This window comes from Alsobacter sp. R-9 (assembly GCF_054612375.1).
Map to the genome: position 1 here is coordinate 60,936 of NZ_JBTSWJ010000007.1, position 15,542 is coordinate 76,477.

Below are 15,542 nucleotides of genomic sequence, written 5' to 3' on the forward strand. Positions count from 1 at the left end.
GGGGCTCCCGCGCCGACCCCACGTCCCCCGCGAATCCAGCCGAGGCCGCCGGTCGATGCCGGACCCCGCTTCCCCCGCCGCCGCACCGGAGGCCGTCGCGGCCGACCGCCGCGGCCAGATGACCACGCTGGCCCGGCGCATCGCGCCGGGCTTCGCGCTGTCGCTCGCCGTCGCCGTCGTGTCCGTGCTGGCCGAGCCCCTCACGGGGCGGCTCGTCGGCCTCGTCACGGGCCGGCCGGTGGCCGTTCCGGCCGTCGTCATCGCCCTCTTCATCGGCATGGCCCTGCACACCGTCGCGGCGACGCCGCGGTTCGAGGTGGGCATGGTGTTCTGCGTCAAGAAGCTGCTGCGCGTCGCCATCGCGCTGCTCGGCCTGCGCATCGCGCTCGGCGACATCCTGGCGCTGGGCTTCGGCACGGTGATCCTGGTGATCGTCGCCATGGCGGTCACCGTCGTCAGCGGTGTCGTCGTGGCGCGCCTGCTCGGCCGCGACGACGCCTACGGCGCATTGGCCGGCGGGGCCACGGCGGTGTGCGGCGCGTCTGCGGCTCTGGCCACGGCCACGGTGCTGCCGCCCTCGAAGTCGCGCGACGCCGACACCGTCTTCGTCGTCGTCGCCGTCAACGCGCTGTCGACTCTGGCGATGGTCGCCTATCCCTCGTTCGGGCCGCTATTCGGCTTCGACGACCGCACGCTCGGCATCCTGTTCGGCGCCAGCATCCACGACGTCGCGCAGGTGGTAGGCGCCGGCTACTCGGTGTCCGACACGGCCGGCAACTCGGCGGTCATCGTCAAGCTGTTCCGCGTGTTCCTGCTGCTGCCGGTGGTGCTCGGCATCGGCTGGTGGTTCGCCAGCCGCGGCGGCGGGGCCGACAAGGCGAAGGTGCCGGTGCCGCTCTTCGCCATCGTGTTCCTGGTGCTCGTGCTGGTGAACAGCACCGGCCTCGTGCCCGGGCCCGTCCGCATGGTGGTGTCGGAGCTGTCCCGCTGGGGCCTGCTGATCGCCATCGCGGCACTGGGCCTCGGCACGTCCGTGGCGGCCATCGCCCGCGTGGGATGGCGGCACGTCGCCACCGTCTGCGCCACGACCGTCGTCATCCTCGCCGTCTCCATCGGCGGGCTGTTGCTCCTGCGCTGATCGGCGTCCAGTCTTCGTCGCCAACCGTCACCACGCCAGACCGAGAGGTTCGCCATGGCCGACATCGTCATCACCGAGTTCATGGACGACGCCTCCGTCGAGACGCTCAAGGCCCGCTACGAGACGCTCTACGACCCCAACCTCGTCGACAAGCGCGACGCCCTGATGGCCGCCGTGCGCGACTGCCGGGCCCTCGTGGTGCGCAACCGGACGCAGGTGCGCGGCGAACTCCTCGACGCCTGCGCCGCGCTCGAGGTGGTCGGACGGCTCGGCGTGGGGCTCGACAACATCGACGTCGAGGCCTGCCGCGCCCGCAACATCCCGGTGTTCCCGGCCACGGGCGCCAACGATGTCTCGGTGGCGGAGTATGTGATCGCCAGCGCCATGCTGCTGCTGCGCGGCGCCTTCCGCTCCACGGCGTCCGTCGCAGACGGGCGCTGGCCGCGCGCCGCCCTCATCAACGGCCGCGAGATCTCCGGCAAGACGATGGGCCTCGTCGGCTTCGGCTCCATCGCCCGCGAGACGGCGAAGCGCGCCGTGGCGCTGGGCATGACCGTCGTCGCCCACGATCCCTTCGTGGATGACAACGATCCGGCCTGGGCCGCCCTCGGGGTGAGCCCGGTCTCGCTCGACACGGTGATGACCACGGGCGACGTCGTCAGCCTGCACGTGCCGCTGACGGAGGAGACGCGCGGCATGATCGACGCCATGGCGCTCGACCTGATGAAGAACGACGCGATCCTCGTGAACGCCGCCCGCGGCGGCATCGTCGACGAGGAGGCGCTCGCGGTCGCCCTCCGCAACCGCACCATCGGCGGCGCGGTGCTCGACGTGTTCGAGGACGAGCCGCTGAAGGCGGAGGCAGGCTACATCTTCGTCGACTGCCCCAACCTCATCCTCACGCCGCACATCGCGGGCGTGACGGCCGAATCCAACGTGCGCGTGTCGGCCGTGACCGCGCAGAACGTGCTCCGCGTGCTCGACGGGGCGTGAGACAGGGACGCAGCCGATGACCAAGGTTTCGCTCGACCGCGCGCAGGCGTGGCTGGCCCGCATCTTCGAGCAGGGCGGCGCCGCCCCGGCCAACGCCGCCTCTGTTGCCCGCGCCCTCGTCGGTGCCGAGGCGGACGGCCTGAAGGGTCACGGCCTCTCCCGCGTGCCGACCTATCTCGGCATGCTGAAGGCCGGAAAGATAGTCGGCGCGGCGACGCCGGTCGCCACGAGGCCGCGGCCCGGCGTCCTCGCCATCGACGCCGCCGACGGCTTCGCCTATCCCGCCATCGACCTTGCGCTGGCCGAGCTCCCTGCGATCGCGCGCGCCCAGGGCATCGCCGCCGCACCGATCACCAACTCGAACCACTGCGGCGCCGCCGGCCTGCACGTCGAGCGGCTCGCCGAGGCGGGCCTCGTCGCGCTGCTCTTCGCCAACACGCCCGAGGCGATCGCGCCGTGGGGCGGGCGCAAGGCGGTGTTCGGCACGAATCCGATCGCCTTTGCCGCGCCGATCCCCGGCCGGGCCCCGGCGGTCGTCGACCTCGCCCTCTCCAAGGTGGCGCGCGGCAACATCGTCGCGGCGAAGCAGAAGGGCGAGGCGATTCCCGAGGGCTGGGCGCTCGATGCCGAAGGCCGGCCCACGACGGACGCCGGCGCGGCGCTCGCCGGCACGATGGTCGCCATGGGCGACGCCAAGGGCGCAGCCCTGGCCTTCATGGTCGAGGTGCTGGCGGCCGCGCTCGTGGGCTCGCACTTCGCCTTCGAGGCCTCGTCCTTCCTCGACGACAAGGGCGGCCCGCCGCGCACCGGCCAACTGATCCTCGCCATCGACCCGACGGCCTTCGGCGCCGGCGGCCCCGGGTTCGGCGCCCGCATGACCGCGCTGGCGGCGGCGATCGAGGGGCAGGACGGCGCCCGGCTTTCGGGGGCCCGGCGTCTCGCGCTGCGCGAGGCGGCGCGCCGCGACGGCATCGCGCTCCCGGCCGACCTCGTGGAGAAGCACGGCGCGCCCTGACCCCAGGGCTCGCTTGCCGCCGGCGCGCGGCCCTGCCACGCTCGCGGCATGCAGCCGTCGCGCGCGCTCTTCTCGCCTGCCTTCCTCTATTTCGCTGCCGTGGCGGAGCACGGCTCGATCCGCGGCGCGGCGCGGCGAATGAACGTCGCGTCCTCCGCCATGAACCGGCAGATCCTCCTGCTCGAGGACGCGCTCGGCGTGGCGCTGTTCGAGCGGCGGGGCAGGGGGCTGCGTCTCACCAGCGCCGGCGAGATGCTGCTGCGCCACGTGCGCACCACGCAGCGCGACTTCGAGGGCACGCTCGCCGACATCGACCTGCTGCGCGGCCTGCGCCGCGGGCGGGTGACGGTGGCCACAGTCGAGAGCGCCTCGGTCGGCCTGCTGCCCGACCTCGTCGCCAGCTTCTCCGAGCGGCTCCCGGGCGTGGAGGTGGCGGTGACGGTCGCAGGCTCCGCCGCCGTCGCGACGATGGTCGAGGCGGGGGAGGCCGACATGGGTTTCACCTTCAACCCGCCCTCCTCGCGCGGGCTCTCCGTGGCCCTGCGCCGCGACCTGCCGGTGGGCGCTGTCGTGGCGCCGGACCATCCGCTTGCCGCCGAGCGCAAGGTGACGCTCTCGGCCTGCCTCGACCACGCGGTCGCGCTGCCGGCCAAGGGCCTCTCACTGCGCGACATCCTCGACCAGGGGCTCGCCGCGACGGGCAAGCGGCCGCGGGTGCTCGTGGAGGCGAACTCGCTGAAGCTGATGACGACGCTGGCCCGCCAAGGCCGAGCCGTTGCCTTTCAGCCCGCCATCGGCATCGAGGACGACCTGCGCGACGGGCGGCTCGTGTTCCTGCCCATCGCCGAGCCGCACCTGCCGATGGACCGCTTCATGATGGTGACAGCGGAAAGCCGCAACCTGAAGCTCGCCCCCGCGGCGTTCTTCGAGCACGCGCGGGAGCGGCTGAAGGAGCTCCTGCCGGGCTGACGGCCGGCAGGGTGCCCGCTATTCGTCCCAGCTGACCTCGGTGAGGTCGTTGACCGGGATCGGGACGTTCTCCCACAGGCCCTTCACCTTGGCGTTCCAGACGCCGTTCTTCGGCAGCACGAAGAGCCAGACGTTGACAGCGTCGTCGGCGAGCTGGCGCTGGGCCTTGCCGTAGAGCTCGAGGCGCTTGGCCTGGTCGGTCGTCGCCGCAAGCTCGGCGTAGATCGCCCGGTAGGCCGGCGACTTGTAGTCGAAATAGTAGTCGTCGCGGGCATAGATATCGAGGTCGAGCGGCTCGACATGCGAGATGATCGTCATGTCGTAGTTGCGCTGCTTGAAGACGTCCGAGAGCCACTGCGCCCACTCCATGGGCACGATCTCGACGTCGAGGCCGACCTTCTTCAGCTGCGATGCGATGATCTCGCCGCTCTTGCGGGCGTAGTCTGGCGGGGGCAGCACGAGGCGCAGCTTGGTGCCGGGCGCGACGCCCGCCTCCTTCAGCATCGCCTGTGCCTTGGCGGGGTCGTACGGGTACTGGCCCGTCAGGTCGACATAGCCGGCCGAGGTGGGCGGGAAGTGCGAGCCGATCGGCTTGGCGCCGCCGTACATCGCCCCGTCGATGATCGCCTTGCGGTCGATGGCGTGGTTGATCGCCCGGCGCACGCGGATGTCGTCGAACGGCTTCTTGCCGTTGTTCATGGCGAGGATCGTCTCGCCCTCGGTGTTGCCCACCACCACCTTGAACCGCGGGTCGGCGCGGAACTGGTCGAGCTGCTCGGGCGCCGGGTAGAGCGGGTAGGCATCGAGATCGCCCGACATCATCGCCGCGAAGGCCGCTGCCGCGTCGCCGATGATCTTGAAGGTCACCTTGTCGAGCTTCGGCGCCGGGCCCCAGTAGGAGGGGTTGCGCACGAGGTCGAGGCTGGCGCCCTTGGCCCAGCGGTCGAAGCGGAACGGGCCGGTACCGACGGGCTTCGTCTTGGCGTCGGCCACGGCACCCGGCGCGATGATGACGGCCGCCGGCCAGCCCATGTTGAAGAGGAACAGGCCGGTCGGCCGCTTCAGCGTCACCTTCAGCGTCGACGGATCGACGACCTCGACGCTCTCGATGGGCTCGAACAGGCCCTTCTGCGGGTTGGTGCTGTCGGGCGCGCGGGCGCGGTCCAGCGAGGCCTTGGCGACCTCCGCCGAGAACGGCGAGCCGTCGTGGAAGGTCACGCCCTTGCGCAGCCTGAACGTGTAGACCTTGCCGTCCGGCGAGATCTCCCAGCTCTCCGCCAGCGCCGGCTTCACCTGGCCGGCGCGGTCGATGCGGGTCAGGCCCTCGTAGACGTTGGCGTAGACGACCTCGCCGATGGCGGCGGCCGCGCCGCCCGTCGGGTCGAGGTGCGGCGGCTCGAGCCGCAGGCCGACGGAGAGATCCTTGCGCGGCGCCGCCTGCACCGGCCCGCCGAGCGCCGCCAGCGCCACGGACGACACCAGGAACACGCGCCGGGATACCGTGAACGCCGTCGCCATCAACCCCTCCCTTGAAAGCTCTCGCCGGGCTTTGCCCGGACGCCTGCGGATCATGCTAGCGGCAACCGCGGGGCGCCGGAAGATGGCGAGAGCCCCTCATCCGGCTCGCGGGCGCAGGCTGTTGCCCGCTCCCGCATCCTTCGGGCGCGGCCCCTCATCCGGCCCTGCGGGCCACCTTCTCCCCGCCGGGCGGGGAGAAGGGAGGCGCTCCGGGCTGAAGGCGCCGTCTGTCCCTTCGCCCCGCTCGCGGGGAGAAGGTGCCTCCGCGCAGCGGAGGCGGATGAGGGGCCGCTTGTCGAACGACCGGTGCCCGCTAGGCGCCCAGGTCGATGCGGAAGCGCGCGAAGCCGCCGGGGCCGTCGCCGGCCGCCGTCACCTTGAGGCCCTTCGGGATCGCCTTCGCGGCTGCGGGCGAGGACAGGAAGGTGACGACCGGCGAGCCGTTCACCGGCTTGAACCGCCAGTTCCCGTCGGCCACGGGGTCGATCACCTTCTGCTCCACGATGTAGCGGACGATGACGTCGCGGTTCGTGTCGGGCGCGTCGATGACAATCGTCGTCCCGTCGGCGCCGGGGAAGTTGCCGCCGCCGCCGGCCCGGTAGTTGTTCGTCGCCACGAGGAACGAGGCCGCGTCGTCGATGGGCTGGCCGTTGAACCGGAGATCGACGATGCGCCGCGCGTCCGGGGCCACGAGCTTGCCATTGCCGTCGTAGCGGGAGGGCTGCGTGACGTCGATCTGGTAGGTGACGCCGTCGATGATGTCGAAGTTGAAGGCCGGGAAGTTGGGGTTGATGAGCTCCTGCTCGCCCGTGGCGGCCGGGTCGATGCGGTTGAACAGTCCCGCCGAGCGCTCCAGCCACTCGCGCACCTGCGCGCCGGTGACCTTCACCGCCCGGACGGTGTTCGGATAGAGATAGATGTCCGCCACGTCCTTGATGGCGATCGGGCCGGCCTTCACGTCGGTGTAGGCCTCCGGCCCTCCGCGACCGCCGCTCTTGAAGGGGGCGGCCGCCGAGAGAACGGGCAGGCCCTTCAGCGTCGGCATCGTGGCCGCGATCTGGGCCACGTACCAGGTCTGGGCCTTGCTCACGATCTGCACGGACGGATCGTCGGCGACGAGCGCGAAGAACGAGTTGATCGGCGCCTTCGCCTCTCCCACCGGCTGGCGGACATAGGCCAGCGTCGCCTCGTGGTCGCCCTTCACCGCATTGGCCACGGGCGGGTCGTTCTCGACGCGCGCCACGATGGCGCGGTCCTTGCGCTCGTAGATCGACCGGGCCTCGGTGCGGAATGCCGCGACCTTCCAGCTGTCGCCGGTTCGCTCGAGGTCGAGGTCCACGATGCCGAGGTGGCTGCCCCAGAAGCCGGCCATCACGGCCGGAACGCCGTGCAGCGTGCCCTTCTCGGCATCGACGCCGGGGATGCCGGCGAAGTCCTTGCCCGGGAACACCTTGTGCTGGTGGCCGGTGAGGATCACGTCGATCCCCGGGACGCGGGCGAGGTGAAGCGCCGCGTTCTCCTCCCCGCCCTTGCGCTCGCCGCCCTCGATGCCCGAGTGGCACAGCGCCACGACGACATCGGTCTGCCGGGCGAGGTCGGGAACGTACTTCTGCGCCGCGTCAACGATGTCGGAGGCGACCAGCTTGCCGGCGAGGTGGCCCTGGTCCCACTGCATGATCTGCGGCGGCACGAAGCCGATGACGCCGATCTTCAGCCGCTGGCGCTGTCCCGCCTCGTCGGTCACGTCGCGGTCGAAGATCATCGTCGGCCTCAGCAGCGGCGAACCGTCCGCCTTGACGATGTTGGCGCACACGAACGGGAACTGCGCGCCCGAAAGCGCGAATCCCAGGTAGCTCAGCCCGTAGTTGAACTCGTGGTTGCCGACCGTCGCGCAGACATAGTCCAGCGCGTTCATGCCGGCGAACATCGGATGCACCTCGCCGGCCTTGATGCCCTTCTTGTAGGCGATGTAGTCGCCCATCGGGCTGCCCTGGATCAGGTCGCCGTTGTCGAAGAGCAGGCTGTTTCTCGCCTCTGCCCGCGCTGCCCGGATGAGCGAGGCCGTGCGCGCGAGGCCCAGCGTGTCGTCCGCCTTGTCGCGGTAGTAGTCGTAGGGCAGCACGTTGACGTGCAGGTCGGTCGTCTCGAGGATCCGCAGCTTCACGCGGGGCGACGCCGACTGGGCCAGCGCCATCGGCGCGCCGAGGAGGCCGGCGAGCGCGGCCGCGCCGGCCCCCGCCACCACCTCGCGTCGGCTGGGGGCCGCAGTCCCGGCAAGGAGGCGCAGGCGGCGGTCGCTGGGGGAGCGGTCGGACATCGGCGGGAGGCTCCGGAAACATGAGCTTTGCAGCGTCAGGTTGAAAGCTTATGCGGGGTTGCCGTGGCGAACCAATGGCGAAGAGCAGGTTTTCGCCGGATTTCCTGATCCGTTTCCGAGCATGTCCCGATGGGTGAGGGGCCTGGGAGCCGCTGCTGAACGAGGTTCCGGTTCACAAGGTTCGACTGCGCGCTCTTCGCGCACACTCGTGACGAAACTCTGCGCTTCTGCGAGCGGTCGGCCTTTGGCATGATCGAACCATGAAACTGACCACGCACGTCCTCGACACCGCGAACGGCCGCCCGGCGGCGGGTCTTCGCATCGTCCTCACCCGTGTATCCGACGGCGCCGTGCTGGCGGACCGCCGCACCAACGCCGACGGCCGCATCGACGGACCGCTCCTGGAGGGGGCAGAGACGGCTCCCGGGCCCTACGAGCTCTCCTTCCATGTCGCCGACTATTTCCGCGGCCTCGGGGCGGCCCTCGCGGACCCGCCGTTCCTCGACGTCGTGCCGCTGCGCTTCGCCATGGCCGAGAACGCGCACTACCACGTGCCGCTGCTCGTCTCGCCGTGGTCCTACTCGACCTACCGGGGGAGCTGAGCGTGGAGGGCACGCGCGACGCCATCCGCATCCTGCGCCGCGGTGCCGTCCGCGAGCTGAGGGGCCTTCACCCGCGCACGACGCTGCTGGACTGGCTGCGCCTGTCGGAGCGGTCCTGCGGGACAAAGGAGGGCTGCGGGGAAGGCGACTGCGGCGCCTGCACGGTCCTCGTCGGCCGCCTGCGCGAGGGCCGGCTGGTCTACGAGCCGGTCAACGCCTGCATAGCCCTGGTGGGACAGCTCGACGGCTGCGAGGTCGTCACCGTGGAGGATCTCGCCGGGCCAGGGGGCCTGCACCCGGTGCAGCAGGCCATGGTCGACCACCACGGCTCCCAGTGCGGCTTCTGCACGCCCGGCATCGTGATGAGCCTGACCGGGCTCTACCTCGAGGGGTCCCGTCCCGTGACGCGTGACGCCGCGTGCGACGCGCTGGCCGGCAACCTGTGCCGCTGCACGGGCTATCGCCCCATCCTCGATGCCGCTCTGGACGCCTGTGCCGTCGCGCCCGCCGACCACCTCACCGAACGACGGGAGGCCACGGAGGCGATCCTGCGCGACCTCGCCGACGGCGCCGATGTCTTCGCGGGCACGGAGGAGCGGTTCTTCGCGAGCCCGGCCTCGGAAGACACGCTGGCCGAGCTGGCCGAGGCCTTCCCGCTGGCCACCGTTGTGGCGGGCGCCACGGATGTCGGGCTTTGGATCACCAAGGCGCTGGCGCCCATCGAACGGATCATCGCGGTGGGCCGGGTGGCCGGCTTCGACCGGGTGGAGGACCTCGGTGACGCCATCGCCTTCGGGGCCGGGGTCACGCACGCGCAGGCCATGCCTGTGCTGGCGGCCTTCGATCCCGACCTGGGCGAGCTCATGCGCCGCTTTGGCTCGGCCCAGATCCGGGCCTCCGGGACGGTCGGCGGCAACGTCGCCAATGGCTCGCCGATCGGCGACCTGCCGCCCGCGCTGATCGCGCTGGGCGCGACGGTGGAGCTGCGCAAGGGCGCGCGCATCCGGACGCTGCCGCTGGAGGACTTCTTCCTCGCCTACCGCAAGCAGGACCGCGAGCCGGGCGAGTTCGTCCGCAGGCTGGTCGTCCCGAAGCCGGGGCCGGCCGACCGGATCCGCGTCTTCAAGATCTCCAAGCGGCTCGACGAGGACATCTCGTCGGTGATGATGGCCTGCAGGCTGACGGTGGAAGGCACGTCCGTTCGAGAGGCGCGGGTCGCCTTCGGCGGAATGGCCGGAACGCCGAAGCGCGCGCCGTCGGTCGAAGCCGCGATGCGTGCCGCCTCGCTCACCGACGGAACCACGTGGCGCAGGGCCGGCGATGCCGTGACGCAGGACTTCACGCCGCTCGACGACCACCGCGCCTCCGCCGCCTATCGCATGTCCGTGGCCCGCAACCTCGTGGTGAAGGCCATGGCCGAGATTGCCGGCGCGCCGTCCTCCGCCACCCGCGTGGCAGGCGTCCGCGAGGCGGCGGAATGACACGGGGACCGGGACGATGAGCGCCGCCTTCGACGAGGACCGTCCGCTCCGCCACGTGCGCCAGCCGCTGCCGCACGACTCGGCGGGCAAGCACGTGCAGGGTACGGCGCTCTACGTCGACGACATGCCCGAGCCGGAGGGCACGCTGCACATCGCGATCGGCGGGGCGCCGGTCGCGCGGGGTCGGATCACCGGCCTCGACCTCACCGCCGTCCGGGCGATGCCAGGCGTGGTGGCGGTGCTGACCGCCGCCGACGTGCCGGGCCGCAACGACATCTCCCCCGCCAAGGGCGACGAGCCGGCGCTCGCGACCGGCGAGGTGCTGTTCCACGGACAGCCGGTGTTCGCCGTGGTCGCGGCGGACCGCGACACGGCGCGCCGCGCTGCCCGGCTCGGCCAGGTCTCGGTCGAGGCGGAGCGGCCGAGCGTGACGGTCGAGGAAGGGCTCGCCCGCGGCGAGACGGTGCTGCCCGACTACGTCTTCCGCCGCGGCGACGCCGCGGTCGCCGTCGGGCGGGCGCCGCATGCGCTGTCCGGCAGCTTCCGCATCGGCGGGCAGGAGCACTTCTACCTCGAGGGGCAGATCGCGATGGCGGTCCCCGGCGAGGACGGCGCGGTGCACGTCTATTCGTCGACCCAGCATCCCACCGAGGTGCAGCACGTCTGCGCCCGCGTGCTCGGCATCCCGGATGCGCTGGTGACGGCCGAGGTGCGGCGCATGGGCGGAGGCTTCGGCGGCAAGGAGAGCCAGGCGACCCAGTGGGCGGCGCTGGCCGCGCTCGCGGCGGTGGCGACGAAGCGTCCGTGCAAGCTGCGGCTCGACCGCGACGACGACATGGCGCTCACCGGCAAGCGCCACGACTTCCGCGTCGACTGGTCGGTCGGTTTCGACGGGGAAGGGCGGATCGCCGGGACCACGCTGGACCTGCTCGCCCGCTGCGGCTGCTCGGCGGACCTCAGCCAGGGCGTCGTGGACCGCACGATGTTCCACGCCGATTCAAGCTACTTCCTGCCCGAGCTCGTCATCGCCTCGAAGCGGGTCAAGACGAACACCGTCTCCAACACAGCCTTCCGCGGCTTCGGCGGCCCGCAGGGCATGCTGGCGATGGAACGCGTCATCGATGCCATCGCGTGGCGGCTGGGGATGGACCCGCTCGACGTGCGGCTCGCCAACCACTACGGGCCCGGCCGCGACGTCACGCCCTACGGCATGACCGTGGAGGACCACGACGTCGGTCGCCGCCTGGTCGAGCAGCTCGTCGAGACCTCGGGCTACCGGCGGCGCCGGGAGGAGGTCCGCGCCTTCAACGCCTCCTCGCCGATCCTGAAGAAGGGCCTGGCGCTGACGCCTGTGAAGTTCGGCATCTCGTTCACGCTCACCCAGCTCAACCAGGCGGGTGCGCTGGTCCACGTCTATGCCGACGGCTCGGTTCAGCTGAACCACGGCGGCACGGAGATGGGGCAGGGGCTCTACCAGAAGGTCGCCCAGGTCGTCGCCGAGGAGTTCGGCATCGGGATGGACCGGGTGCGGATCACCGCCACCACCACCGACAAGGTGCCGAACACGGCGCCCACCGCAGCCTCCTCCGGCTCGGACCTGAACGGCAAGGCCGCCCAGATCGCCGCGCGCCAGATCAGGGACCGCCTCGCCGAACTGGCGGGGCGGATTCTCGGGGCGGCGCCGGACGAGGTCGATTTCCGCGACGACAGGGTCTTCGCCGGCAACGAGAGCATGCCGTTCGGCGAACTGACCCGCCGCGCCTATCTCGACCGCGTGCACATGTCGGCGGCCGGCTACTACCGGACGCCGAAGGTGGTGTGGGACCGCGACAACGTCCGCGGGCGCCCCTTCTATTACTTCGCCTACGGGGCGTGCTGCGCCGAGGTCGTGGTCGACATCCTCACCGGCGAGAACCGGGTGACGCGTGTCGACATCCTCCACGACGTCGGCCGCTCGCTGAACCCGGCCATCGACATCGGCCAGATCGAGGGCGGCTTCGTGCAGGGCATGGGCTGGCTGACGACCGAGGAACTCGTGTTCGACGGCGACGGCCGGCTGCGCACCCACGCGCCGTCGACCTACAAGATCCCCGTCGCCTCAGACGTGCCGGCCGATTTCCGTGTCGCGCTGTTCGACGGCGCCAACCGCGAGGACACGATCTACCGCTCCAAGGCGGTGGGCGAGCCGCCGGTGATGCTGGCGAACGCCGTGTTCTGCGCCATTGCCGATGCCCTGCACTCCCTCTCACCGGGCAGGCCGGTGCCGCTCGACGCCCCGGCGACGCCGGAGGCGATCCTGCGCGCGGCCATGGCGCTGCAGGAGGCCGGCGCGTGAGCCGGGTCTTCGCGCGCCTCGTGGAGGCGGTGGAGGCGCAGGGCGCGGCCGCGCTCGTTCGCGTGCACGCCGTCCGCGGTTCGGCGCCGCGGGAGGAGGGCGCGGCCCTCGTCGTGCGGCCGGACGGCGGGTTCTGGGGCACGATCGGCGGCGGCGCGCTCGAGTTCGAGGCCATCGCCGCCGCGCGCCGTGCGCTCGACGCCGGCCGCGGCCCGGCGCTGGTGCGCGACTGGCCGCTCGGGCCCGACCTCGGCCAGTGCTGCGGCGGCAGCGTCACCACATTGACCGAGCGCTTCGACGCCCGTGACCTCGCCGACCTGAAGGCGCTGGCGGCGCGCGAGGCGGACGAACGGCCCCTGCGCCTTGCCGCACGCATGGACGACGACGGCCGCGTCGTCCGCGGCCACGCCGCGACGGAGAAGGGCGGCTGGACGGAGGCGTGGGGCGAGGATCGCAGCACGCTGCTGCTTTTCGGGGCGGGGCACGTGGGCCGCGCGCTCGTTCTGGCGCTCGCGCCGCTGCCTGTCGACGTGACCTGGATCGACGGCCGGCCGGACGCTTTCCCCTCCGTCGTCCCCGCCAACGTGACGCTGCTGTCGCCGCCCGAACCGGCTGCGGTCGTCGCCGATGCACCGCCGGGCGCCGCGGTGATGGTGATGACCCACGACCACGCGCTCGACCTCGCCGTCGTCGCGGCGGCGCTGCGCCGCGAGGACCTCGGTCCGGTCGGCCTGATCGGTTCGGCGACGAAGCGCGCGCGCTTCCTGTCGCGGCTGCGCGACGCGGGCCTCGCGGACGCCGCGGCGGCGCGACTCGTCTGCCCCATCGGCGTCACCGGCATCACGGGCAAGGAGCCCGCGGTCATCGCCGCGGCGGCGGCGGCGCAGGTCTTGCAGTGGCGCGAGGAGGCGACGGCGCGGGCCCGGCTGGGAAGCCTGCCGCGGATCGCCCGCCGGCGCGGGCCGGCTGCCAGGGCAGGGGGACAGGAATGACGTTCGACGACGCCGACCGCGCGCACTTGAAGCGCGCCGTGGACCTCTCCGTCGCGCACATGCGCTCGGGCGAGGGCAAGCCCTTCGGCGCCGTGCTGGTGCGCGACGGCAAGGTGCTGGGCGAAGGCTGGAACAGCATCCTGACCAGCCGCGACCCCACGGCCCATGCCGAGATCATGGCGGTGCGCCGCGCCTGCGAGGCCATCGGCAGCGCCGACCTCACGGGCGCGACGCTCTATGCCTCGGGCGAACCCTGCCCGATGTGCCTCGGCGCCATGTTCCTCGCCCGCGTCTCGCGCTGCTTCTACGCGACGACGAAGGAGGAGGCGACGCGCATCGGCAACCTGACCGAGGCGATCTACGCCGAGTATCCGCGCCCGCCCGCCGAGCGCAGCATGCCCTGCATCCACGTGCCCATGCCGGAGGCCTCGCAGGCCTTCGACGAGTGGCTCGCCCGCGCGCGCTGACCGCCGACCGGAGACCCGCCATGGCCGACACCGACCAGAAGCATCTCGCGCGCGCGGCGCAACTGTCGCGCGAGCGCATGGAGGCCAACCTCGGCGGGCCGTTCGGCGCGGTGATCGTGCGCGACGGCAAGGTACTGGCCGAGGGCTGGAACGAGGTGACCTCGACCAATGACCCCACGGCCCATGCCGAGGTCGTCGCCATCCGGCGGGCCTGCACGGCGGTCGGAGACTTCAGCCTCGCCGGCGCGACGCTCTACACGAGCTGCGAGCCGTGCCCGATGTGCCTCGCCTCGGCCTACTGGGCCCGCATCTCGCGGATCGTCTACGCCAACACGCGCGACGACGCGGCCGCCATCGGCTTCGACGATGCCTTCATCTACGACGAGATGCCGAAGGCTCCGGGACAGCGCGCCATCGCGATGGAGCACGTCCCCTCGGCGGAGGCGACGGCCGCCTTCGCCGCGTGGATGGCCAAGGCCGACAAGATCACCTACTGAACCCCAGACGGAACGCAGGCGGGACGCACGCGACGATGGAAGGCTTCGCCCTCGACTGGATCAACCTCGCGCTGCGCTGGTTCCACCTCATCGTCGGGATCGCGTGGATCGGCGCGAGCTTCCACTTCGTCTGGCTCGACTACAGCCTGAAGGCCCGCGAGAAGATGAACCCGGGCGTGTACGGCACGTCGTGGCTGGTGCACGGCGGCGGCTTCTACCACGTCGAGAAGTACAGCGTGGCGCCGGCCGCGCTCCCGCCGGACCTGCACTGGTTCAAGTGGGAGGCCTACCTCACCTTCATCTCCGGCTTCCTGCTGCTCGGCGTGCAGTACTACTGGAACGCCACGGCCTTCCTCGTCGATCCCTCCGTGATGCCGCTCACGGGCGGCGAGGCGGTGCTGATCTCGGTGGTATCGCTGGCCGCCGGCTGGTTCGCCTATGACGCGCTGTGCCGTTCCCGGATCGGGGAGAACACCGCCGCCCTGGCGCTCGCCGTGTTCGTGCTCATCGTCGGGGCGGCGTATGTCTTCACGCACGTGTTCAGCGGACGGGGCGCCTTCATCCACGTCGGGGCGATGGTGGGCACGATCATGGCCGCCAACGTCTTCCGCGTGATCATCCCCAACCAGAAGATCGTCACGGCCGACCTGCTCGCCGGGCGCACGCCCGACGCGAAGTACGGGAAGATGGGCAAGCAGCGCTCGCTGCACAACAACTACCTGACGCTGCCCGTCCTGCTGTTCATGGTGTCGAACCACTACCCGTTCCTCTACGCCCATCCGCATTCGTGGCTGGTCGTGGCGCTGATCGTGCTGGCGGGCGGCACCATCCGGCACTTCCTGAACCGGACCGAGGCGGGCGATCCCCCGATGTCCGTGGCGTGGACCGTGCCGGTCGCACTCGTCGCGCTCGTCGCCACCATCGTGCTCACCGCCCCGCGCGGCGCCGGGAACGCCGCCGCCGTGCCGGAGGCGGAGGCGATGCGCATCGTGCAGACTCACTGCGTCATGTGCCACGCGGCGAAGCCGACGCACGAAGCGTTCCGCGGCAACCCGCCGCCCAAGAACGTCGTGCTGGAGACCGTCGAAAGCCTGCGCCGCAACGCCCCGCAGGTGATGGCGCAGGCTGTACAGGGCAAGGCGATGCCGCTCGGCAACGAGACCGGCATGACGGATGCCGAGCGCGCCACGCTGGGCGCCTTCCTGCAGCAGAAGTGAC

The 15,542-nt window shown here is 71.6% G+C and carries 13 protein-coding genes; 11 read left to right on the forward strand and 2 right to left on the reverse strand.

What is annotated here, in order from left to right:
- Positions 1–55 precede the first annotated feature (55 nt).
- Genes ACX9GQ_RS12760 through ACX9GQ_RS12775 form a run of 4 tightly spaced genes read left to right on the forward strand, consistent with a single transcriptional unit; the run spans position 56 to position 4,115 of the window.
- Positions 56–1,138, forward strand: a complete 1,083-nt coding sequence (locus tag ACX9GQ_RS12760) for a YeiH family protein (RefSeq protein WP_459629929.1) — start codon at positions 56–58, stop codon at positions 1,136–1,138.
- 54 nt (positions 1,139–1,192) lie between these two features.
- Positions 1,193–2,131 (forward strand): hydroxyacid dehydrogenase, encoded by a 939-nt coding sequence (locus ACX9GQ_RS12765; protein WP_459629930.1) that lies wholly within the window; start codon positions 1,193–1,195, stop codon positions 2,129–2,131.
- Positions 2,132–2,147: 16 nt separating this feature from the next.
- The gene (locus ACX9GQ_RS12770; protein WP_459629931.1) at positions 2,148–3,146 is read left to right on the forward strand and encodes an Ldh family oxidoreductase; all 999 of its coding nucleotides are present in this window, start codon (positions 2,148–2,150) and stop codon (positions 3,144–3,146) included.
- A gap of 48 nt (positions 3,147–3,194) precedes the next feature.
- Positions 3,195–4,115 (forward strand): LysR family transcriptional regulator, encoded by a 921-nt coding sequence (locus tag ACX9GQ_RS12775; RefSeq protein WP_459629932.1) that lies wholly within the window; start codon positions 3,195–3,197, stop codon positions 4,113–4,115.
- An 18-nt stretch (positions 4,116–4,133) separates the two neighbouring features.
- Here ACX9GQ_RS12775 and ACX9GQ_RS12780 read toward each other — a convergent pair whose 3' ends face one another.
- Positions 4,134–5,633, reverse strand: coding sequence for an ABC transporter substrate-binding protein (locus tag ACX9GQ_RS12780; RefSeq protein WP_459629933.1), 1,500 nt, complete (start codon positions 5,631–5,633; stop codon positions 4,134–4,136).
- A 313-nt stretch (positions 5,634–5,946) separates the two neighbouring features.
- Entirely contained in the window at positions 5,947–7,950 is a 2,004-nt protein-coding gene (locus tag ACX9GQ_RS12785) for a bifunctional 2',3'-cyclic-nucleotide 2'-phosphodiesterase/3'-nucleotidase (RefSeq protein ID WP_459629934.1), read from the reverse strand.
- 260 nt (positions 7,951–8,210) lie between these two features.
- Between ACX9GQ_RS12785 and uraH the strand changes: the two genes are divergently transcribed.
- From uraH to ACX9GQ_RS12820, 7 genes are read left to right on the forward strand one after another with little or no spacing between them, the layout of a single operon-like run.
- Positions 8,211–8,552 (forward strand): hydroxyisourate hydrolase, encoded by a 342-nt coding sequence (uraH, locus tag ACX9GQ_RS12790; RefSeq protein ID WP_459629935.1) that lies wholly within the window; start codon positions 8,211–8,213, stop codon positions 8,550–8,552.
- A complete protein-coding gene (gene xdhA, locus ACX9GQ_RS12795; protein WP_459630122.1) occupies positions 8,549–10,033 on the forward strand; it encodes a xanthine dehydrogenase small subunit in 1,485 nt (494 codons plus the stop codon). The genes uraH and xdhA overlap by 4 nt, the downstream gene beginning before the upstream one ends.
- Before the next feature lie 16 nt (positions 10,034–10,049).
- Positions 10,050–12,368, forward strand: a complete 2,319-nt coding sequence (gene xdhB, locus ACX9GQ_RS12800) for a xanthine dehydrogenase molybdopterin binding subunit (RefSeq protein WP_459629936.1) — start codon at positions 10,050–10,052, stop codon at positions 12,366–12,368.
- Positions 12,365–13,360 (forward strand): xanthine dehydrogenase accessory protein XdhC, encoded by a 996-nt coding sequence (gene xdhC / locus ACX9GQ_RS12805; RefSeq protein WP_459629937.1) that lies wholly within the window; start codon positions 12,365–12,367, stop codon positions 13,358–13,360. The genes xdhB and xdhC overlap by 4 nt, the downstream gene beginning before the upstream one ends.
- Entirely contained in the window at positions 13,357–13,827 is a 471-nt protein-coding gene (locus tag ACX9GQ_RS12810) for a nucleoside deaminase (protein WP_459629938.1), read from the forward strand. Before xdhC ends, ACX9GQ_RS12810 begins: the two co-directional genes overlap by 4 nt.
- A 20-nt stretch (positions 13,828–13,847) precedes the next feature.
- Positions 13,848–14,324, forward strand: coding sequence for a nucleoside deaminase (locus ACX9GQ_RS12815; protein ID WP_459629939.1), 477 nt, complete (start codon positions 13,848–13,850; stop codon positions 14,322–14,324).
- Positions 14,325–14,359: 35 nt separating this feature from the next.
- Positions 14,360–15,541: a urate hydroxylase PuuD gene (locus tag ACX9GQ_RS12820; RefSeq protein ID WP_459629940.1), complete on the forward strand. Its 1,182-nt coding sequence runs from the start codon at positions 14,360–14,362 to the stop codon at positions 15,539–15,541.
- Position 15,542: the final 1 nt, after the last annotated feature.